At 70.5% G+C, this 19642-nt stretch carries 15 protein-coding genes; 7 read left to right on the top strand and 8 right to left on the bottom strand.

Features of this window, described 5'->3' with window-relative positions; genetic code table 11:
• Positions 1-113: 113 nt before the first annotated feature.
• Complete coding sequence (locus GT755_RS03260; protein WP_161478653.1) at positions 114-1247, top strand: ROK family transcriptional regulator; 1134 nt, start codon at positions 114-116, stop codon at positions 1245-1247.
• 497 nt (positions 1248-1744) lie between these two features.
• Positions 1745-2149 carry a type II toxin-antitoxin system PemK/MazF family toxin gene (locus GT755_RS03255; RefSeq protein ID WP_161478173.1) on the top strand — a complete coding sequence of 135 codons (405 nt, stop codon included), beginning with the start codon at positions 1745-1747 and terminating at the stop codon, positions 2147-2149.
• Positions 2150-2407: 258 nt separating this feature from the next.
• Here the strand turns inward: GT755_RS03255 and GT755_RS03250 are convergent, their stop codons facing one another.
• On the bottom strand, positions 2408-3133 hold the full coding sequence (locus tag GT755_RS03250; RefSeq protein WP_161478172.1) for a DUF2470 domain-containing protein: 726 nt from the start codon (positions 3131-3133) through the stop codon (positions 2408-2410).
• Positions 3134-3205: 72 nt separating this feature from the next.
• Between GT755_RS03250 and rpsD the strand changes: the two genes are divergently transcribed.
• Positions 3206-3820 (top strand): 30S ribosomal protein S4, encoded by a 615-nt coding sequence (gene rpsD, locus GT755_RS03245; RefSeq protein ID WP_161478171.1) that lies wholly within the window; start codon positions 3206-3208, stop codon positions 3818-3820.
• 104 nt (positions 3821-3924) lie between these two features.
• The gene (locus GT755_RS03240) at positions 3925-4683 is read left to right on the top strand and encodes an ion transporter (protein WP_161478170.1); all 759 of its coding nucleotides are present in this window, start codon (positions 3925-3927) and stop codon (positions 4681-4683) included.
• Here the strand turns inward: GT755_RS03240 and GT755_RS03235 are convergent.
• The 6 genes from GT755_RS03235 to GT755_RS03210 form a co-directional block, all read right to left on the bottom strand.
• Positions 4649-5821 carry a low temperature requirement protein A gene (locus tag GT755_RS03235; protein ID WP_161478169.1) on the bottom strand — a complete coding sequence of 391 codons (1173 nt, stop codon included), beginning with the start codon at positions 5819-5821 and terminating at the stop codon, positions 4649-4651. The genes GT755_RS03240 and GT755_RS03235 overlap by 35 nt on opposite strands.
• Before the next feature lie 217 nt (positions 5822-6038).
• A complete protein-coding gene (locus GT755_RS03230; protein ID WP_161478168.1) occupies positions 6039-6596 on the bottom strand; it encodes an AAA family ATPase in 558 nt (185 codons plus the stop codon).
• Positions 6593-6841, bottom strand: coding sequence for a hypothetical protein (locus GT755_RS03225; RefSeq protein ID WP_161478167.1), 249 nt, complete (start codon positions 6839-6841; stop codon positions 6593-6595). The genes GT755_RS03230 and GT755_RS03225 overlap by 4 nt, the downstream gene beginning before the upstream one ends.
• A 30-nt stretch (positions 6842-6871) precedes the next feature.
• The gene (locus GT755_RS03220; RefSeq protein ID WP_161478166.1) at positions 6872-8260 is read right to left on the bottom strand and encodes a S8 family serine peptidase; all 1389 of its coding nucleotides are present in this window, start codon (positions 8258-8260) and stop codon (positions 6872-6874) included.
• A 129-nt stretch (positions 8261-8389) separates the two neighbouring features.
• Positions 8390-9820 carry a DUF2079 domain-containing protein gene (locus GT755_RS03215; RefSeq protein WP_328794146.1) on the bottom strand — a complete coding sequence of 477 codons (1431 nt, stop codon included), beginning with the start codon at positions 9818-9820 and terminating at the stop codon, positions 8390-8392.
• A gap of 139 nt (positions 9821-9959) precedes the next feature.
• The gene (locus GT755_RS03210) at positions 9960-11243 is read right to left on the bottom strand and encodes an ROK family transcriptional regulator (protein ID WP_202609552.1); all 1284 of its coding nucleotides are present in this window, start codon (positions 11241-11243) and stop codon (positions 9960-9962) included.
• A gap of 375 nt (positions 11244-11618) precedes the next feature.
• Here GT755_RS03210 and GT755_RS03205 point away from each other — a divergent pair, with 375 nt between their 5' ends.
• The 3 genes from GT755_RS03205 to GT755_RS03195 are packed head-to-tail and all read left to right on the top strand — an operon-like array spanning position 11619 to position 17636.
• Complete coding sequence (locus GT755_RS03205; RefSeq protein WP_161478165.1) at positions 11619-14834, top strand: carbohydrate-binding protein; 3216 nt, start codon at positions 11619-11621, stop codon at positions 14832-14834.
• Positions 14835-14842: 8 nt separating this feature from the next.
• Entirely contained in the window at positions 14843-16933 is a 2091-nt protein-coding gene (locus GT755_RS03200) for a ThuA domain-containing protein (protein ID WP_161478164.1), read from the top strand.
• 19 nt (positions 16934-16952) lie between these two features.
• A complete protein-coding gene (locus tag GT755_RS03195; RefSeq protein ID WP_161478163.1) occupies positions 16953-17636 on the top strand; it encodes a DUF6461 domain-containing protein in 684 nt (227 codons plus the stop codon).
• A 48-nt stretch (positions 17637-17684) separates the two neighbouring features.
• Here GT755_RS03195 and GT755_RS03190 read toward each other — a convergent pair whose 3' ends face one another.
• Positions 17685-19493: an LCP family protein gene (locus tag GT755_RS03190; protein WP_161478162.1), complete on the bottom strand. Its 1809-nt coding sequence runs from the start codon at positions 19491-19493 to the stop codon at positions 17685-17687.
• Positions 19494-19642: the final 149 nt, after the last annotated feature.

Genomic DNA, 19642 nt, shown 5'->3' with positions numbered 1-19642 from the left:
GACAAGCGGGACATTAGCCCGAACCTTAGGTACTTATCAAGCTGACTTTTGTAACTTAGAATGAATAAGTCGATGAACTTCAGTCAACCACTATGCTTTAGGCGATGCCACGTATGTCACGGATTGCCACCACTGGTGAGGTGCTCCAGCTCATCCGCAGCGGAGAGGCCACGACCCGCGCCGAGATCGGCCGCGTCACCGCCCTGTCCCGCCCCGCGGTCACCCACCGGGTCAACGAGCTGCTGCAACGCGGTCTCGTCGTGGAAGACGCCGAGGGCCCCTCGACCGGCGGGCGGCCCCCCGTGCGGCTGCGGTTCAACGCCGCGGGCGGCGTCGTGGCGGTCGCCTCACTGGGCGCCAGCCGCACCCAGATCGCCCTGTGCGACCTGGCCGGCGATGTGATCGAACGCACAGACCTGGTGATCGACGTCGAGGAGGGCCCCGACGCCGTCCTCGGCCTCGTGATGGACACCTGGGAGAAACTCCTCGAAGGACGCGGCCCCCTCGCCGGAGTCGGACTGGGCGTGCCCGCCACGGTCGAATACGCCCGCGGCCGCACCGAGTCGGCCCGCGTGATGGCCTCGTGGACCGGCGTCGAGATCCCGCCCCGCATCGCCAAGCGGTTCCCGGTCCCCGTCCTGGTCGACAACGACGTCAATGTGATCGCGATGGGCGAGCACCGCGGCGTCTACCCCGACCAGGACGACCTGCTGTTCGTGAAGGTCTCCACCCGCATAGGAGCCGGGGTCGTCTCCAGCGGCGCCATCATGCGCGGCGCCCTCGGCGCGGCCGGCGAGATCGGCCACATCCCGGTCCGCGACGGCGGGGGAGTGTTGTGCCGCTGCGGCAACCTCGACTGCGTCGACTCGGTCGCCAGCGGCACCGCCATCCTGCGCACCCTCCGCGAACGCGGCCGCGACGTCGAGACCCTCGCCGACGTGACCGTCCTGGTCCGCCAGGGCGACGCCGAGACGATGGCGGTCGTCAGGCAGGCCGGAAGGTGGCTCGGCGAGGTCATCGCCAGCGCGGTCAACCTGCTCAACCCGTCGGTGGTCGTCCTCGGCGGCGACGTCGCCGAGATGTTCATGCCCCTGGTCTCGGGCGTCCGCGAGGTCGTCTACCAGCGCTCCACCCAGCTCGCCACCCGCAGCCTCAAGATCGAGCGCAGCCGCCTGGGCCCGGGCGCGGGCATCACCGGCTGCGCCCTGCTGGTGATCGACCACATCCTCGACCCAGACGCGCTGTAACCCGGGGCCCCGCTGTCAGGGGGCTACGCCCCCTCACGCTCCCCCCGGCCGCTTGCGCGTCCCGGCGTCGCCGCCGATCCGAGTCGCTCCGCTCCGGGCGAAGGGCTCCGCCCCTCGCGCTCCCTGGAAGGCCTCGCTCCGCTCGGACGGCTGCTCGCTCCGCTCGAAAATCCTTTTTCCGTTACGGCTCCGCCTGCCTGGCCACCCGACCGTCTGCGCCCACCCGATCATGCAGGATCGACGCGGAAAGCCGCCCAAGAGGCTCACATGTCAAAGGTGCCCGTGACGAAGAAGATCCTCAGACCCGCACTGCGACGGCCTTTGGCCCGGCCGTCAGGCACTCGAATGCGTCCCGCCAACGGCGGGTTCTAGGCTGTGACCTGCCGCCACCGTCTCTTCGTCGGTCCACACAACTCACGATGGTCAACGATGGCCGCACCCGTCTCCACAACGCGTCAGGGTCGCGCGGTTCCTGCCGTCCCGAGTCAGGAGGACATGTGCAACCGGGCGAAGTCTGGTGGGTGGAGTTCGACGAGCGGCGGCTGGTCGTGCTGCTGGCGGCAGACGACGCGTCCAGGGTCCGGGCGATGCAGGTCGTCGCTCCTGCGGGCGTCGACATCAGCGGTCTGGGCGTCGAAGTGCACGTAGGTGCCATGGAAGGACTGCCCTTCGAAGGCGTGCTGCGGTTCGCCTTCCCGCGCCCGGGCTTCACCCCCTGCACGTGGCTGACCACCCTGTCCAAGGACGACCTGATCGAGCGGGCGGCCGTCTTGTCCTCCGCGAAGCTCGACGAGATCGAGGACGCCCTCCGTCTCGGCGAACAGGCGAAGGAGTGGACCCCGGCGGCAACCGCGAAGCTCAGCGAGATGAGGGACGCCCTCCGTCTCGGTGAACTCGGATAGGCGGAGAGGCGACGCTCACTACTGACGTGGTGTGCGGTTGGACAACCCCGTTGAGCAGCGGGCGGCTGTGCTTGGGTCTTGGCGCGAAGGCGACACAGCCCTGTTGGTGAGCGCGCTTCTTCCGAGCTGGTGGGCAGGGTGTGGCCACCGATCTTCCGTCCACGGCTCAGCGGACCGTCTCCGGCCCCTGTCGCGTTGTGCCCGTGCCGCAGCGCGACACGATCCGGATGTGTCGGCGGCGAACGTCCGACGGGCGCGTCAGTGGGCGCAGACCAGGCAGGCCAACGCGTGCTCCAGCGCCTCCGGGGTCTGGGCCGGTGACGGCCACGGCATCCTGATCAGCCGGTCGCGGGCCGCGCGCACCGTCGCCCCGTAACGGTCGAGTTCCCACAACCACGTGTCCGGAGCCGGTTCGCCCAGCAGGCGCTCCACGGCGGCCACGAGCTGGGCGCGGTGGGATGAGTTGACGTGGTGCAGCATGCGCTCGGCCAGGTCGAGGAACGGGTCGGGTTCGGCGTCGAGGTAGTCGTCGGAGTCCAGGATGCCGCTCTCGGTGCCGGTCAGGTAGACGACGTCGGCCACGTCGACGCGCAGGAGCCGCGGGGCCCGGCCGGCGTTCTCGACGACGGCGAAGAGGTCCTCGTCGGGGCAACGCTCGGCGATGGCGATCGCCGTCTCGCGGACCTCGTGGCCGGGGACCGTGGAGGCCCAGCCGCGGATCTTCAGCATGCCACGGGCGCGCTCGGTCTCGCCCATGCTGCGGGTGGCGACCAGGTCGACGGTGACGGCCAGGTCGTCGCGGCAGCCGTACAGAACATCATCGGGTTTGACCAGCAGGACCGGGCGGCCCTGCGCGTCGACGCCGCCGCGGGCGGGGAGTGCCGTCAGCTCGGAACCGGCCACCGCGATGTGGGTCGGGGCCGCCGTCGCGGCCAGCGTCCGGACGCGTTCGGTGATCGGGGGAGCCGAGACGGGCTGGGTCATCGTGACGCTCCTTCTGGTCTGTTAAGGTAAGGCTTACCTTAGCAAGGGTTACCTAACCACAGAGGAGTGCACGTGCGCTACACGGGTCCGAAGGTGCGGTTGTCGCGGCGGGCGGGCGTCCCGCTGACCCGCAAGGCCGTGAAGTACTTCGAAGCGCGGCCCTACCCGCCCGGGGAGCACGGCCGGAAGACCAACCGCCGCAACGTCGGCGACTACGGCATGCGGCTGCTGGAGAAGCAGAAGCTGCGCTGGTACTACGACGTGTCCGAGCGCCAGCTCCGCCGCTACTGGGACCTGGCCGTGCGCCGCCCCGGCCGCTCGGGCGAGGAGCTGCTGGCCATCCTGGAGACCCGCCTCGCCTCGATCGTGGTCCGCTCGGGCCTGGCCCCGTCGATCTACGCCGCCCGCCAGTACGTCAACCACGGCCACATCACCGTCGACGGCCGCAAGGTCGACATCCCCAGCTACCTCGTCAAGCCCGGCCAGGTCATCGGCGTGCGCGCGAAGTCGCGCCAGACGCAGCCGTTCGTCGCCGCGGCCGAGGGGATCTACGCCGACGAGCGTCCGGCGGGCTTCCTGTCGGTCGACCTGACGGAGCTCACGGTCACCCTGCTGCAGAAGCCGGTCCGCGAGCAGATCGCCATCCCCGTCGACGAGCAGCTCGTGGTGGAACACTACTCTCGGTGACTTTTGGCCGGGGATCGCCGTATTTCCCAGGGTCCCCGGGGATTCGTGCGACCGCGATTACGCTCGCCTGCTGTTCCTGTTCGCTTCCCCCGGGGGCAAAAACGGTGCGCGAGCGTGTCCGGCACATCATCGAGTCCAAGCGGTTCCAGCAGGCGATCATCGCCGTCATCCTGATCAACTCGGCCGCCCTCGGCGTGGAGACCTCCGCCGACGCGATGGCCCGCTACGGCGACCTCCTCCACCTCATCGACCGCGTCTCCCTGGCCGTCTTCGTCGTGGAACTGGCCGCGCGGCTCTACGTCCAGCGCGGCCGGTTCCCCCGCGACCCGTGGAACGTCTTCGACTCCATCGTCGTGGTGGTCTCCCTCATGCCGGCCGCCGGCGGCCTGACCGTCCTGCGGTCGCTGCGGGTGCTGCGGGCGCTCCGGCTCGTCTCGGCGGTGCCGAGCCTGCGCCGGGTGGTGTCCGCGCTGCTCACCGCCGTTCCCGGCGTCGCCTCGATCGCGGCATTGCTGGGTCTGGTCCTGTACGTCGCGGCGGTCATGGGCACCCGCATGTACGGCCACGTCGCCCCCGACTACTTCGGGAACCTGCAGACGTCGCTGTTCACCCTGTTCCAGATCATGACCGGCGACGGCTGGTCGGACATCACCCGCCAGGTCATGACCCAATATCCGTCGGCCTGGATCTTCTTCGTCTGCTTCGTCCTCATCTGCACGTTCGTCGTCGTCAACCTCTTCATCGCGGTCGTGGTCAGCGCCATGGACGAGGAGGAGGTCGAGGTCAGCGAACGCATCCTGGCCGAACTGGCCGAGCTCAGAGAAGAGGTCAGGTCGCTCCGCGAGCCTGCGGGCGCGCCGTGACCCGCGGGAACCAGACCTGCCAGCCGGCGACCGCGAGCAGGCCGAGCACCAGCCCCCAGCCCGGGAGCGGCAGCAGCCCGAGGACCACCGGCCCGGCGACGGCGGGCAGCGTCCACCCGAGCAGCCAGCCGATCCTGGCCTTCGAGGCGGCCGCGATGACGCCCGACGTGAGGAAGTAGACGACCGTCCCGCCGCAGAGGGTCCACTTCACCGCCTCCTCCAGGTGGCCCTCCGGGTGGGCGACCAGCGCCCCGAGCCCGGCGGCGACCGCCGCGATCCCGGCGGTCATCGCGAAGTGGCCGGGCATCGTGACCCGGGGCTTGACGTCGTGGACGGGTGCGGCCGAGGCCCCGTAACGAAGGGTCAGCCACCAGAAGCAGACCAGCAGCCCGAACCCGGCCATCGCCGACACGATCAGCGGCCGGGTCCACTCGATCTCCGAGGTGGCGACCACCACCTGCATCACCGCCTCGCCGAGCACGATGATGACGAAGAGGCCGAGCCGCTCGGCGAGGTGACCCTCGTTGACGCGCGCCGGTTCCGGCAGCCGGAACGACCGCCTGGTTCGCCCCCGCCGCTCCAGCCTCTGAGTGATCCGGTCGAGCTGCTCCCGGCTGTCGCCACTCCTCAGGATGGAGATGACCAGGTCGAGCGCGATGCCGACCCCCCAGAGCCAGTAGCGGGCAGGCGCGTCGTGCACCCAGATCGAGACCATCCACGGGACCAGCCCGGCCCCGTTCTGGGCGGCGGGCCAGCCGCCGAAGAACGTATTGGTGGAACCCCAGGTCGAGGCGGCCAGGAGCCGGCAGTAGACGTAGGCGATGGCGAACGCCGTGCCGTGCGCGCCGGTCGCCTCCGGCACACTCGCGGCCATGACCGCGATCCCGAACATCGCCGCGAGCATGGCCCGCTGGCGGGTCTTCTCCCCGGCGACGTTGGCGTAGAGCGTGAAGGAGGTCCACACGCTCCAGATGGCGTAGTAGAGCCCCAGGAACAGCAGCACCCGCTCGACGTCGAGGGGATGCTCGGGCGTGGGATGCAGGATGTGGGCCAGCTGGGCGACGGCCACCACGATGATCAGGTCGAAGAACAGCTCAAGCCAGCTGGCATGACGCTCGACCGGTTCCACCTCAGACACGCACGAGAATGTACGCGCCGGAGGCCGGGCGACATAACCGGCAAGCGATCACCGATGACCATATGAGCGGTGTCGAGGCCCCCGGGCGGCGTGTGAGCTTCAAGCGGCGCGCGTCGGCGGCGCATGGGCTTGCGCCGAGTAAGGGCCTGGGCCGCGGAGAAACCTTGGGTGGCTCACAGGATCTGGCGGGTGGTTTTCGGCGACCCGTGGCCTGGGTTCAGCCGATTCCCAGTCGTTCCAGTTGCCGTTCCATCGGTTCCGCCCCCGGGCGGTTGTCGATCTCCACGTGGTCCACCACCGGCGGCTCGTCCACCTTGATCGCCTTCAGGTAGGCCGCGAAGGCGGCCAGTTTGCCCCGGTCACGTTCCAGCCCCCGGGCGACGATGCGCTCCCGCAGGGTCGCCGCGTCGGAGCGGACCCAGAACAGGCGGATGTCGCCGCCGCCGAGTTCCTCGGCCCATTCGTCCCAGCGGGACTTCGAGTGGACCTGGCCCGTGAAGGGGCCGCTCAGCAGGACCGGCGCGCCGTGGCGGCGGATCTCCCGGGCGACGGCGGTCATGCCGGCGTACTCGTGTCTCTTTATGTGCTCGTCGTACCAGGGGCCCTCGCGCTCGCCCTCGTCGCGGCCGGCGGCGGCCAGGATCGCGCTGACCATGCCGCCGTACATGGTGTCCTTGTCGAGCAGGGCGGGCACCGGGTCGAGGCGGGCCAGCAGGAGCTCACTCAGCGTGGTCTTGCCGCTCCCGGGCGGGCCCGCCACGATCCAGCAGGTCATCGGTCCTTCCCGGGCGGCCCCATCGGCTCGATCTTCGGGTCGGCCCAGGGGCCGTCCATCGCTTCCGGGGTCGCGGTCAGCCGGTGTGCCGCCATGGCGCTCACCCGCAGGCCGTAGAGGCCGTGGTCGGGGTCGATCGCCACGACGCCGTAGCCGACGTCGACTTCTTCCTTCTTCAGCCGCAGTTCGCGCAGCGCCATGTCCAGGGTGGCGCCACGCGGCAGCCGTACCGTGATCAGAACCATTACGCAACAACTCCGGTTTGTTGGGGCGGATTACACCGCGAGCCACGGGCTGCCGTCGGCCGTCCGCGTCTCGCTCGCCCTCGCCCGCAGGGCCTCGACGATGCCGGGCACGTTCACGACTCCGTATCCGTAGTCGTAGTCATACCCCAGCACACCACGATCATCGGCACTTCTCATCAGCAAAGTCCGCAAATCGGACGGCGAGAGAACCGTGGACGGCACCCGCGACCGGATCGCCGCCACGACCCCGGCCGCGACCGGGCAGGCGGCGCTGGTGCCGGAGTCGGGCTCGCCCGGCCCGAACGCCCCCGACCCGGCGAAATGGGTGTAGGCCGCCAGGTCGGGCTTGCGGTCGGCCAGGCGGCCGGGGCCCTGCGAGGAGTAGCCGACCCGCTCGCCGGTCACGTCGACCCCGGCCACCGACACCACCGCCGGGTGGGAGTTGGCACCGGTGATCGGCCGGTCGGGGTAGGAGCAGCGGCCGTCGGGGCACTCGCGCCCGCAGTTCCCGGCCGCGAACAGGATGTCGGCCCCGGCGGCGGCCAGCGAGCCGACGATCAGGTTGAACGGGTGGGCGGGGTTGTCGGAGTAGTTGCCGGGGTGGCCGGGCGGGAAGTCCCAGTCGGGGGAGAAGGAGCCCCAGCTGTTGGTGACCACGAGCGCGCGCGTCTCGGCGGGCTGGGCGTCGAGGACCGTGCGCAGGTGGGCGAAGGCGGCCATCGCGTCGGACAGCAGGCCGTCGAGGGCCGAGCCGCCGGGGCGGCGCGACAGCAGCACCGGGATGTCGATCACCGAGGCCTTCGGGGCGGCGAGCAGCGCGTCGAAGGCGCACATCGTGCCGTGGTCGACGTCGAACTCGCCCGGCCGCCCGGGGACGCCGTCGGGCGACCAGCTCCGCTCCCGGTCGAGGACGAAGTCGCTCCCGAGGGCGGCCTTCACGTGGGGCTCGTTCACCCCGGTGTCGGTGACCGCCAGGGCGACCCCCGAGCCGTCGTACCCCTCGGCGTGGAGCCTTTCGACGGCGAGCAGCCGCCGCACGTCGCGCCAGTCGCCGACGGGACCGTCGCCGCCGCAGGTGAGGGAGCTCTGGATGACCGGGTCGGCGTAGACGCCGACCACCCCGTCGCGGCCCGGCAGCAGGGCCAGGCGGGTCGACACCTCGTCGTCGGCGATCTCCCCCCGGACCAGCACCGAGGCGTCGCGGGGCGCCATCGAGAAGATCAGCGGCTGGTTCAGCGACAGCGGGTCGCCGCCCGCGCGGGCCGGCAGCGGGCGGGGCACCGCGACGGGGGTGAACGTGGGGTCGAGCAGCACGCCCGGGAGCCCGTTGACGACGTCGGCCGCGGTGGCCGTCACCGCCGGGTCGGCGACCGCGGCGACCACGTCGGGGGAGGGGCGGAGCTGGACGAGCACGCGCATGCGAAGATCCATCCGGTCAGGGGGACGCGACGCCCACCAATCTGGCGCACGCCCGCCACCGGGTCCACCGGCCCAACTCCCGCCAATCCCCGCCGTACCCGCCGATTCCTTCGTGGGGGGTACGACGGTCTAACCTCCCGGCTTGTGCAGCACGACGAAGCCGTCGCGCTCGAAGAGCACCATGTAGCCCGCCGCCCGGCGCTCCTCCACCGACTTCTTCGCGTCGTCGACCGACCCCCACGGCCACGCCAACTGCCCGAGGTCGGCCACCACCCAGGGCGCGCCGCGCGGGGTGGGCTCCCAGAGCAGCACGGTCGTGCGGTGGGTCAGCATCGGGCCGAGGTGGTTGGCCGCCTCGACCACCACCCCGTCGGGGACCAGCCCCATCGCCTGGTAGGCCGCCGCCGCGCGGTCGTGCGGCTTGTAGAAGCCCGGATCGGCGAGCTGGTCGAAGGCGAAGCGGGGGAGTTGTGTCAGCCCGACGACCGCCACCGCGACCGCCCACGCGATCACCACGGTCTGCTTCGCCTCCACGCGTCCGGCCAGCCGGGCCGCGCCGTCGACCCCGGCGCAGAAGAGGATCGCCACGACGAAGGCGTTGTAGTGGTAGTCGGCCGACCACCAGAGGCTGTAGTCGGAGACGAGCCGCTCCAGCACCATCGGCGCCGCCGCGAGCGCCAGCGGGGAGAACAGGCACAGGAACAGGGTCAGCCAGCAGAGCAGCACCAGCAGGTCGATCTTGCCGGCGTCGCCGAACACCAGGTGGAGGGTGTCGAGGGGGTCGCCGGCCAGCTTCGCCAGCGCCGCCGGGACCGAGTCGCCGAGGTGGTCGTAGCGCCAGTGGGTGTCGTCGGAGCCGCCCGCCCACGGGATCAGCACGCCGCGCACCAGCGCCAGCGCGCCGAGGCCCGTCGCGGCGACGATCGCGCCGTCGAGCCGCCGCCGGGTCAGCGCCAGCGCCGCGCCGAAGCCGATCAGCATCAGCCCCATGTCCTCTTTGACCAGCAGCAGCCCGAACGCCGCCAGATAGGCGGGTAACCGGCGGCCCCGGTCGAAGCGCTCGATCATGATCGCGCTCAGCACCGGCACGAACATGACCTCGTGGACGTCGAAGTTGACCGCCTGCGCCACCGGGAACGACATCGCGTAGGCGCCCGAGACGAGGTAGGCGGCGACGACCCCGAGCCGGCGGCGGGCGTACAGCCAGAGGAACGGGATGGCCGCGGCGAACGACACGGCCTGGCAGACGATCAGCGTCTGGGGGCCGTCGTGGATCGCGTAGAAGGGGGCGAGCAGCGCGTAGATCGGGGAGAAGTGGTCGGCGAGCTGGAGGAAGTCGAGCCCCTGGCCCTTCTGCACGCCGGACGAGGGCGCGTAGGGCGGCCCGAGGGCGGCGTAGCCGCGCACCGTCTGGTCGACGATCACGAGGTCGAAAACGGTGGCCCGGAATGTCCCCAACCTCACCAGGCCGAGCACCGCGTAGGTCACCGCCGACACCCAGGCAAGGGTCCAGACGCCGATGCGATGGGGGGTCAGATGGCGGGTGAGCGGGGGAAACACCCTCACATCGTCCCAGAACCCCCGACGTGAAAAGCCCGTCCGCCTGGCCTCCGGGTGGCACATCCCCGTGGCGCCGAGGTCGGCGAGGTCGGCGCCACGAAGAACCGGAAAGCCAGGCGGACGGGAGTCTTTGGTCGCGTCAGGCCAGGGTGCTGAGAGTGCTCGGTGGTATCTCCACAGTGGTCGGGTTGGCCAGGACGCGGTCGACCACGACCCCGGCCGCGCCGCGCGAGGCGGCGCCGAAGCCCAGGTCGGAGGCGACGAAGGTGCAGCGGGCGACGGAGCCGGTGACCCCGAGGCGGGCGAGTTCCGCCTGGGCGCGCGGGAGGATGTGCCCTTCCAGCCGCGCGAAGAAGCCGCCGACGACGATGACCCGGGGGTTGAAGAGCCGGACGAGGGTGGCCGAGCCGCGGCCCAGCCAGCGGCCGACCTCCGCCAGCGCGTGGTCGACCTGGGGGTCGCCCGCCGCCAGGCGGCGCTCGATCTCGCTCAGGCGTTCCTCGGGGTCGCGGACGATGCCGTCGCGCACCCCGTAGGCGTGGTCGGGGGTGACCATGCGGACCAGCGCGGCCAGGCCGACCTTGGTCTCCCAGCAGCCGATGCGGCCGCAGCCGCAGCGCTCGCCGGAGGAGTCGACCATCACGTGGCCCACTTCGCCGGCGAAGCCGTCGGCGCCGCCGAGGAGGCGTCCGCCGGCGATGATGCCGCCGCCGACGCCGACCTCACCGGTCAGGTAGACCATGTCGGCCGATCCGGCGGCCACGCCGTTGGTGAACTCGGCCAGCGCCGCCAGGTTGGCGTCGTTGGCGACGGTCACGGGGACGCCGGGGGCGACCTCCCAGAGGCGCTCGGTGACGGGGACGCCGTACCAGCCGAGGTTGGGGGCGACGTGGACGACCCCGTTGGTGCCGTCTATGAGGCCGGGGACGGCGACCGTTATCCCGGCGACCCGGACGCCGAGCATGTGCAGCTCGGCGATGGCGTCGCGGGCCACCCGGGCCAGTTCGTCGAGCGAGGCCTCGGGCTCGCAGCCCATGGCGTCGAACCCGACGCGGCGGTCGACCAGGACGCGGCCCGCCAGATCGGTGGCGAAGGCGGCGATGTAGTCGACGTTGATCTCAAGGCCCAGGGCGCCGACGCCCGCGCCGTCGAGGGCCAGGGCGAGACCCGGGCGGCCGACGGAGCCGGCGTGCTGCGGGCCGATCTCGCGGATCAGGCCGCGTGCTCGTAACTCGCCGACGAGGCTGGTGACCGTCGCCTTGTTCAGCCCGGTCTCGGCGGCGACCGCCGAACGCGAGCGGGGGCCGTGCTCCTGGAGGTGGCGCAGGACGAGCGACAGGTTGGACCGGCGGATCATGGTCTGGTCGACGGGCACGCCCGTCGAGCCGTTCCTGCCCAGCTGGGGCCCTGAGGTTAGTCGCACTTCTTGCTTCCCGTCGGTCTGCTTGCGGCCGTTCGTCTCGAATTAATTTGCATGCCTCGCCGAATTAAATGTCCTGGACGCATGTGCCACAAGTGTCGAACCGCTTCGCCTTGCATTACAGTTTCGTAACACGGAACTCTGGCTCGTTCCGTAGACTCCCGGGTCTGTACACGGGGATGACAGATGTGTTAGAAATCGGTAAATTCCGCCTGCTGTTACGCAAAAGTTAGACGGAATGTCGCATGTCGACGACGTGGCACCGTCACGGCTTGCGTCAGCATGACCCCCGCTTTACATGCTGTAACCCGGGCACAAGCGCGGCGGCGCGCGCCTTGCCTGACTGAATCCCCAGGTCAGGAAAGGATCACCCCCTACATGTCTCGACCTCACCGGTTACGGGCGTTAGCCGCCCTGACCACGCTCCTGGTGACGACGGGCGTCGTCGTGGCGCCCCCCAGTGCCCACGCGGCCGACATCCCGGCCTCGGACTATCAGCAAGTCGCGCTCGCCACCGGACCTGGCGAGCTCGGTGAGGCGATGTCCCTGGCCGTGCTGCCGAACCGGTCGGTGCTGCACACCGCCCGCGGCGGCCAGGTCCGGATCACCGACGTCAACGGCAACACCTCCCTCGCGGGCACGCTCAACGTGTACACGCACGACGAGGAGGGTCTCCAGGGCGTGGCGGTCGACCCGAACTTCGCCACCAACCGGCACATCTGGCTCTACTACTCGCCCCGGCTGAGCACCCCCAGCGGCGACGCGCCGACGACGGGCACCCAGACCGACTGGAACACCTGGAAGGGGCAGTTCTACCTGTCCCGGTTCACGCTCACCACGAGCAACACCATCGACATGGCGAGCGAAGTGATCGTGCTCCGGGTCGACAACGACCGCGGCCAGTGCTGCCACGCGGGTGGTGACATCGACTTCGACGCGCAGGGCAACCTCTACCTGACCACGGGCGACGACACCAACCCGTTCGAGTCGAACAGCTACACCCCGATCGACGAGCGCACCAACCGCAACCCGCAGTTCGACGCGCAGCGCTCCTCGGGCAACACCAACGACCTGCGCGGCAAGGTGCTCCGCATCAAGCCGCAGGCCAACGGGACCTACACCATCCCCTCGGGCAACCTGTTCGCGCCGGGCACGGCCAACACCCGGCCCGAGATCTACGCGATGGGCCTGCGCAACCCGTTCCGGATGAGCGTCGACAAGGCGACCGGCATCGTCTACCTGGGCGACTACGGCCCCGACGCCGGTTCGAGCGACGCCAACCGCGGCCCGAGCGGCCAGGTCGAGTTCAACCGCATCACCTCGGCGGGCAACTACGGCTGGCCCTACTGCACCGGCAACAACACCACGGCCGAGACCTACAACGAGTTCACCTTCCCGAGCGGCCCGTCGCAGGCCAAGTACAACTGCGCGGGGCAGCCGACCAACAACTCCTTCCGCAACACCGGCCTGCAGACCCTCCCGCAGCCGCGCCCGGCCTGGATCCGCTACGGCGGCGACGCCGGCAGCCCGCCGGAGTTCGGCGGCGGCTCGGAGTCCCCGATGGGCGGCCCCGTCTACCGGTACGACCCGAACAACACCTCCCCGGTCAAGTTCCCGCAGTCGCTCGACGGCCGCTTCTTCGCCGGTGAGTACGGCCGCCGCTGGATCAAGGCCATCGAGGTGACCTCCTCGGGCGGCGTCGGTGAGATCAGCGGCTTCCCGTGGACCGGCACCCAGGTCATGGACATGGCCTTCGGCCCCGACGGCGCCCTGTACGTCCTCGACTACGGCACCGGCTCGGGCAACCAGGCCCTCTACCGCATCGAGTACATCGGCGGCGCGAACCGCAACCCGATCGCCAAGGCCGCGGCCACCCCGACCTCCGGCGTCGCCCCGCTCGCGGTGAGCTTCTCCTCGGCCGGCTCGTCCGACCCCGAGGGCTCGGCGCTGACCTACTCGTGGAACTTCGGCGACGGCACCACCTCCACGGCCGCCAACCCGTCGAAGACCTACACCGCCAACGGCACCTACAACGTGACGCTGACGGTCCGCGACTCCGGCGGCCTGACCGGTTCGGCGAACGTGACGATCACCGTCGGCAACACCGCCCCCACGGTCAACCTGCAGACCCCGCTGAGCGGCGCGCTGTTCAACTTCGGCGACACGATCCCGTACACGATCTCCGTCAGCGACCCGCAGGACGGCACCATCAACTGCGCCCGGGTGAAGTTCACCTACTTCCTCGGCCACGACAGCCACTCCCACCAGATCACCTCCAAGGACGGCTGCTCCGGCAGCATCACCGTCCCGACCGACGGCGAGCACGACGCCGCCGCCAACATCTACGGCGTCTTCACGGCCGAGTACACCGACAACGGCGGCCTGACCACCACGGTCACCCGCACCCTCCAGCCGCGGCACCGCCAGGGTGAGCACTGGGGCGCCCAGAACGGCGTCCAGACCGCCCAGCACGCCGCCGCCGAAGGCGGCACCACGGTCGGGTTCGTCGACAACAACGACTGGATCTCCTTCACGCCGTACAACCTGACCGGCGCGACCTCGCTGACCGCCCGGGTCTCCTCCGGCGGCGTCGGCGGCACCCTGGAGGTGCGCGCGGGCTCGGCGACCGGCACCCTGCTGGGCACCGCCACGGTGGCCAACACCGGGAGCTGGGACACCTTCGCCAACGTCACCGCCAACCTGAGCAACGTGCCGACCGCGACGACGACGGTGTTCCTCGTCTTCAAGGGCGTCACCGGCCAGGGCAACCTGTTCGACCTCGACGCGTTCACCTTCAACGGCGGCACGACCAACCCGCCCGCCGGGACGATCGAGGGCGAGGCGTTCACCTCGCAGTCCGGCGTGCAGACCGCCGCGCACACCACCGCCAGCGGCGGCCTCACGGTCGGCTACATCGACAACGGCGACTGGGCCGGCTACTCGAACGTGAGCACCTCGGGCAAGACCTCGTTCACCGCCCGGGTGTCCTCCGGCGGGCCGGGCGGCACGATCACCATCCGCTCCGGATCGCAGACCGGCACCGTCCTCGGCACGGTCAACGTCGCCAACACCGGCAGCTGGGACACCTTCGCCAACGTGTCCACGACGCTGACCGGCACCGGCACCGGCGCCCTGTTCCTCACCTTCACGGGTGGTTCCGGCGCGCTGTTCGACATCGACACCTTCTCGCTCGGCAGCACCCCGCCGCCGGCCACGACGGTCGAGGGCGAGGCCTTCACCTCCACCTCGGGCGTGCAGGTCGCCACCCACGCCCCGGCGACCGGCGGCCTGACCGCCGGGCACATCGAGAACGGCGACTGGGCCGCCTACAACCAGGTCACCGTGAACGGCGCCACCCGCATCACGGTCCGCTACTCCTCGGCCGGTCCCGGCGGGACCATCGAGGTGCGGGCCGGGTCGGCGACCGGGACGCTCCTCGGCACCCTCGCCATCCCGAACACCGGCGGCTGGGAGACCTTCGCCTCGGCCTCGGCGAACCTGACGGCCGGCTCGGCCACCGGCCAGGTCGTGCTCCGGTTCACCGGCGGCTCGGGCGCCCTCTTCGACGTCGACAACTTCACCATCCAGAAGTGAGGCGGGACATGAAGCGCAGACTCCTCGGCGCGATCGCCGCGGCGGCCGTCGCCGCGACGACGCTGGTGCCGACGGCGGCGCACGCCGCCGACCCGGCCTACCAGGTGCTCGTCTTCTCCAAGACGGCGGGCTTCCGGCACGACTCGATCCCGCAGGGCATCGCGGCGATCCAGGCCATCGGCTCGGCCAACAACTTCACGGTCACCGCGACGGAGGACGCCAATGCGTTCACCGCCGGGAACCTCGCCAACTACAAGGCCGTGGTCTTCCTGAGCACCACGGGCGACGTGCTGAACGCCACCCAGCAGACCGCGTTCGAGAACTACGTCAACGGCGGTGGCGGCTACGTGGGCGTGCACGCGGCGGCCGACACCGAGTACGACTGGCCGTTCTACGGCAACCTGGTCGGCGCCTGGTTCCAGAGCCACCCGGCCATCCAGACGGCCACCATCCGCACCGAGGACCGCGCCCACGCGGCCACCGCCCACCTGGGCGGCACCTGGTCGCGGTCTGACGAATGGTATTCGTACCGCACGAACCCGAGAAACAGCGCCAAGATCCTGCAAAACCTCGACGAATCGAGTTACTCGGGTGGCGGGATGGGCGACCACCCGATCACCTGGTGCAAGAACGTCAGCAACGGCCGCAGCTTCTACACCGGCCTCGGCCACACCCAGGCCACCTACAGCGAGGCCGCCTTCCGCACGCTGCTGCTCGGCGGCATCCGGTACGCGGCCGGCTGGGCCAAGCAGGACTGCCGCGTCGAGACCGGCTACACGCCGATCTACAACGGCTCCACCACCGGCTGGTCGCAGGCCGGACCGGGCAGCTTCACCAACTCCGACGCGACCCTGAAGTCGACCGGCGGCATGGGCCTGCTCTGGTACTCGGCCAAGGAGTACGCCTCCTACTCGCTGAAGCTCGACTGGAAGATGGACGGCGACGACAACTCCGGCGTGTTCGTCGGGTTCCCCTCGTCCACCGACCCGAACTCGGCGATCAACAACGGCTACGAGATCCAGATCGACGCGACGGACACCGCCGACAAGACGACGGGTTCGATCTACGGCTTCAAGTCGGCCGACGTCGCCGCCCGCGACGCCGCGCTCAACCCCCCGGGCGAGTGGAACGGCTACGAGATCCTCGTCGAGGGCGAGCGGCTGCGCGTCTACCTGAACGGCCGCCTCATCAACGACTTCACCAACACCGTGGCCAACCGGTCGCTCGCCCAGGGCTACATCGGCATCCAGAACCACGGCACCGGTGACGACGTGTCGTTCCGCAACATCAGGATCAAGGAGCTGGGCGGCAACCCGCAGCCGCAGCCGACCACGATCGAGGCCGAGTCGTACACCTCCAACTCCGGGGTCCAGCCCGCCGGGCACGCCACCGCCAGTGGCGGCACCACCGTCGGCTACATCGACAACGGCGACTGGGTCGGCTACGCGAACTTCTCCACCGCCGGCAAGAACAGCTTCTCCGCCCGCGTCTCCTCGGGCGGTCCCGGCGGCACCATCACGATCCGGGCGGGCTCCCAGACCGGCACGGTGCTGGGCACGGTCAACGTGCCGAACACCGGCAGCTGGGACACCTTCCAGACCGTGACCACGTCGCTGAACAGCAACGCCTCCGGCCCGCTGTTCCTCACCTTCAGCGGCGGCTCCGGCGCCCTGCTCGACGTCGACACCATCACCCTGACCACCGGCAGCACGCCGACGCAGACCACGGTCCAGGGTGAGGCGTTCACGTCGCAGTCGGGCGTCCAGGTCGCCAGTCACGGCCCCGCCGTCGGCGGCCAGACCCTCGGCTTCATCGACAACGGCGACTGGGCCGGCTACAACCAGGTCACCGCCAACGGCGCCACCCGCATCACGGTGCGCTACTCCTCGGGCGGCCCGGGCGGCCAGATCCAGGTCCGCGCGGGCTCCGCGACCGGAACCCAGATCGGCACGCTGACCATCCCGAACACCGGAAGCTGGGACACCTTCCAGACCGTCTCGGCGAACCTCACGAGCTCGGCCTCCGGGGCGATCTTCCTGAGGTTCACGGGCGGATCCGGTTCCCTCTTCGACGTGGACCAGTTCACGATCGAGAAGTGAACCGGCGGACAGCTCCCCGATGAAACGCGTTCCCGGACCGCCGCCCTCACGGCGGCGGTCCCCGGCCCCGGACGCCGCCGCGGCGGCCCCGGGGCCTTCGCGCGAGGGCGGCCCGATCGAGCCCGACGAGCACTACCGGCGTGTGGTCCAGAGCATCGACCCGTCGCTGGCCGACGGCACCATCACGTGGTGCCGTGCCGCGAACGTGACGGCCGTGCTCCCGATCGTTCCGGACAGCGCAGTGCCGCAGACGCTCTCCGACGCGTTCGACCTGTCCATCCACCAGGTGGCGATGACCGGGCGCGGACGGACGGTGGTCATCGGCGAACTGGACGGATGGTTCCTGGTCCTGGAACCGAACGACTGGAACTCCGCCGACCGGATCGCCGAGCTGTCGCGTGGCGGGGAGGCGGTCTCGCTGGTCATCGGGGACACGCTCCGGCACTACCACTTCTATGTCGCCCGCGACGGCGAGCAGGTGTGCCGGTTCCGCTGGGGAGACGCACCCGAGGGAGAGCCGCCGTCCCTCGCCGGCGATCTCGCCCTGGAGACGCCGCTCGACTTCGACGTGTGGAAGACACGCGCCTTCGTTCTGGCGGAGCGCCTCACCGGGGTGAGGGTGACCACCGAGTGGCTGGCCGCCGAGCACACCGGCTACCGGGTGCCCACCCGGTTCACCATTCGCCGTGAGGACGACTGGTAGGAAAGAAAAGGCCCCCGGGGGAGAACCCCCGGGGGCCTTCGCCGTCTTCTAGAACCCGCAGAGTTCCGCGAGCGACTGGTCTTCGGTCGCCTGGGAGTTCGGGGTCGGGGTGAGGGTCGGCTTGGCCGCCGTCGGGGTCGGGCTCGGGGCGGAGGCCGAGGCGACCGGGCTGCCGCCGCTCGGGGAGGCGGTCACGCCCGCCTGGACGGGGGCCGCCGCGCCATTGGACTTGCGGATGGCCGTGGTGACCATTCGCTTGATCTTGTCCCAGTCGGCGCTGCCGGGCCAGATCTGCGGCGGGACGAACTGGGTGCTGGTGATCTTGGCGTCCTTCACCTTGAGGCCGAGGTTGACCAGGTGCTCCAGCAGGGGGCGGGGGATGTCGGTCCGGAAGAGCCGCTTGGCCGCCGCGACGATCTTGTTGAAGTTGGCCAGCACGACCGGGGGCGACGCCTGCTGGGCCAGCGCGCCGATGACGCAGCGCTGGCGGCCCATGCGGGAGAAGTCGTCGCTGCCGACGCGGGAGCGGCCGTACCAGAGGACCTGCTCGCCGTTCAGGACGCGCTTGCCGGCCTTGATGGTGCCGGCCGTGCCGTAGACGCCGCCGTACTTGATGTCGGTCTGTACGTTGATCTCCAGGCCGCCGATCGCGTCGACGAGGGCGGCGAAGCCGTACATGTCGACCATGGCGTAGTAGTCGACGTGGAGGCCGAGCGTGGTGCTGATGGCGTCCTTCAGGGCGGCCGGGCCGCGGACACCCAGGTTGGGGTAGTCCTCGGCGTACTGCCAGACCTCGTTCAGCAGGCCGCCGTTGGGGAGCTCGGCGTGGAAGCCGCTCGGGAACTGCTTGTTGAGCGGGCTGTTCTTGCTGAAGTGGACGTGCTGGAGGTTGCGCGGGAGCGCGAACAGGACCGTGTTCCCGGTCTGCACGTTGACGCTGGCCACCTGCATCGAGTCGGTGCGCACGCCGGTCCGGTTGCCGGCCGCGTCGCCGCCGATGAGCAGGAAGTTGACCCGTTTCTTGCCGCCCCACGGATCCTCGGCCTTGATGGGCACGGCTTGCGGGTTGGCACTGTCGTGGTCACTGGGGAAGTTGGCGAGCAGGCTCTGCGTCTGGTTCGCGAAGTTCGCCGCGTACGCGAAGGGGGCCATGACCCCCACGCACAGCGCGCCCACCACGACCCCCGAGATGATCTGTCCCCGCTGGGGCAGCCGGTCGGGCGTCAGGGAGATGTACGACATGAGGATCAGGGCGAACCACGCCAGCGCGAGCGTGGCCGACCCGATCACGACACCGGTCAGCGTGCTCTCGCGGACGGCCGAGCCGACGTTGCTGAGGATCCCGAAGCCGAACACGACGGCCGCGACGAGGACCACGCCGAACGTGCCGAGGAAGACGTAGCCCATCTTCCGGCGTCCGCTGCGCAGGTGCGCGGCCCCCGGCACTATCGCCGACAGCGCGGTCCACGCGATGACGCCGCCGGTGGTGAGCGGCCGTCCGAACTGCGGCGCCCGGCTCTTCGGGCCGCCGCCCTTGGCGGGACCCCGGGGGGGCAGGGGAGCGGGCTTGCGCGGCGGCCCCGGACGGGTGATCTCGTCGTCGGCGATGCGCTGCTCGCCCGGCGGGCCCTGCACGGCGGGGGGCGGAATGAACCGCGGCCCCCCGGACTTCGGCGGGGCGCCCACGTGCACGCCCCCGCTCGGGGCGCCCGAGTGGACGACCGTGTCGGGCCGGACCGAGGCCGCCGGGCCGGCGTTCTTGGGGACCGGGTCGGGCTGGGGGCCGGCGGTCTTCGGGATGGCGGCGAAGGAACCGGTCTGCGGGGGTTCCGACGGGCCTGAGGGCTCTGCGGGCATCTGCTGTTCTTCGTATGTTTCGTCGGCTACCGCGCCGGGGAAGTCCTCGGACGACTTCGGGGGGCGTTTTCGCGTGCGTCTCTGGCGTGACTCGTCACCCGCGGCTCCCCCACGACGCATGGTCAACCGCTCCTCTGCTCGTTATTGCC

The sequence above is a fragment of the Herbidospora solisilvae genome (genome assembly GCF_009901565.1).
Lineage (GTDB): Bacteria > Actinomycetota > Actinomycetes > Streptosporangiales > Streptosporangiaceae > Herbidospora > Herbidospora solisilvae.
Note: the sequence above shows the minus strand (reverse complement) of the source record. Positions and strands in the feature narration are given on the sequence as shown.

What these genes read in the sequence shown, in the direction of transcription:
- GT755_RS03225 (WP_161478167.1), bottom strand. Translation starts at nt 6,841, where the DNA reads ATGGTTCTGATCACGGTACGGCTGCCGCGTGGCGCCACCCTGGACATG.
- GT755_RS03250 (WP_161478172.1), bottom strand. Translation starts at nt 3,133, where the DNA reads ATGACCCAGCCCGTCTCGGCTCCCCCGATCACCGAACGCGTCCGGACG.
- GT755_RS03205 (WP_161478165.1), top strand. Translation starts at nt 11,619, where the DNA reads ATGTCTCGACCTCACCGGTTACGGGCGTTAGCCGCCCTGACCACGCTC.
- GT755_RS03195 (WP_161478163.1), top strand. Translation starts at nt 16,953, where the DNA reads ATGAAACGCGTTCCCGGACCGCCGCCCTCACGGCGGCGGTCCCCGGCC.
- GT755_RS03200 (WP_161478164.1), top strand. Translation starts at nt 14,843, where the DNA reads ATGAAGCGCAGACTCCTCGGCGCGATCGCCGCGGCGGCCGTCGCCGCG.
- GT755_RS03220 (WP_161478166.1), bottom strand. Translation starts at nt 8,260, where the DNA reads ATGCGCGTGCTCGTCCAGCTCCGCCCCTCCCCCGACGTGGTCGCCGCG.
- GT755_RS03190 (WP_161478162.1), bottom strand. Translation starts at nt 19,493, where the DNA reads ATGCCCGCAGAGCCCTCAGGCCCGTCGGAACCCCCGCAGACCGGTTCC.
- GT755_RS03230 (WP_161478168.1), bottom strand. Translation starts at nt 6,596, where the DNA reads ATGACCTGCTGGATCGTGGCGGGCCCGCCCGGGAGCGGCAAGACCACG.
- GT755_RS03260 (WP_161478653.1), top strand. Translation starts at nt 114, where the DNA reads ATGTCACGGATTGCCACCACTGGTGAGGTGCTCCAGCTCATCCGCAGC.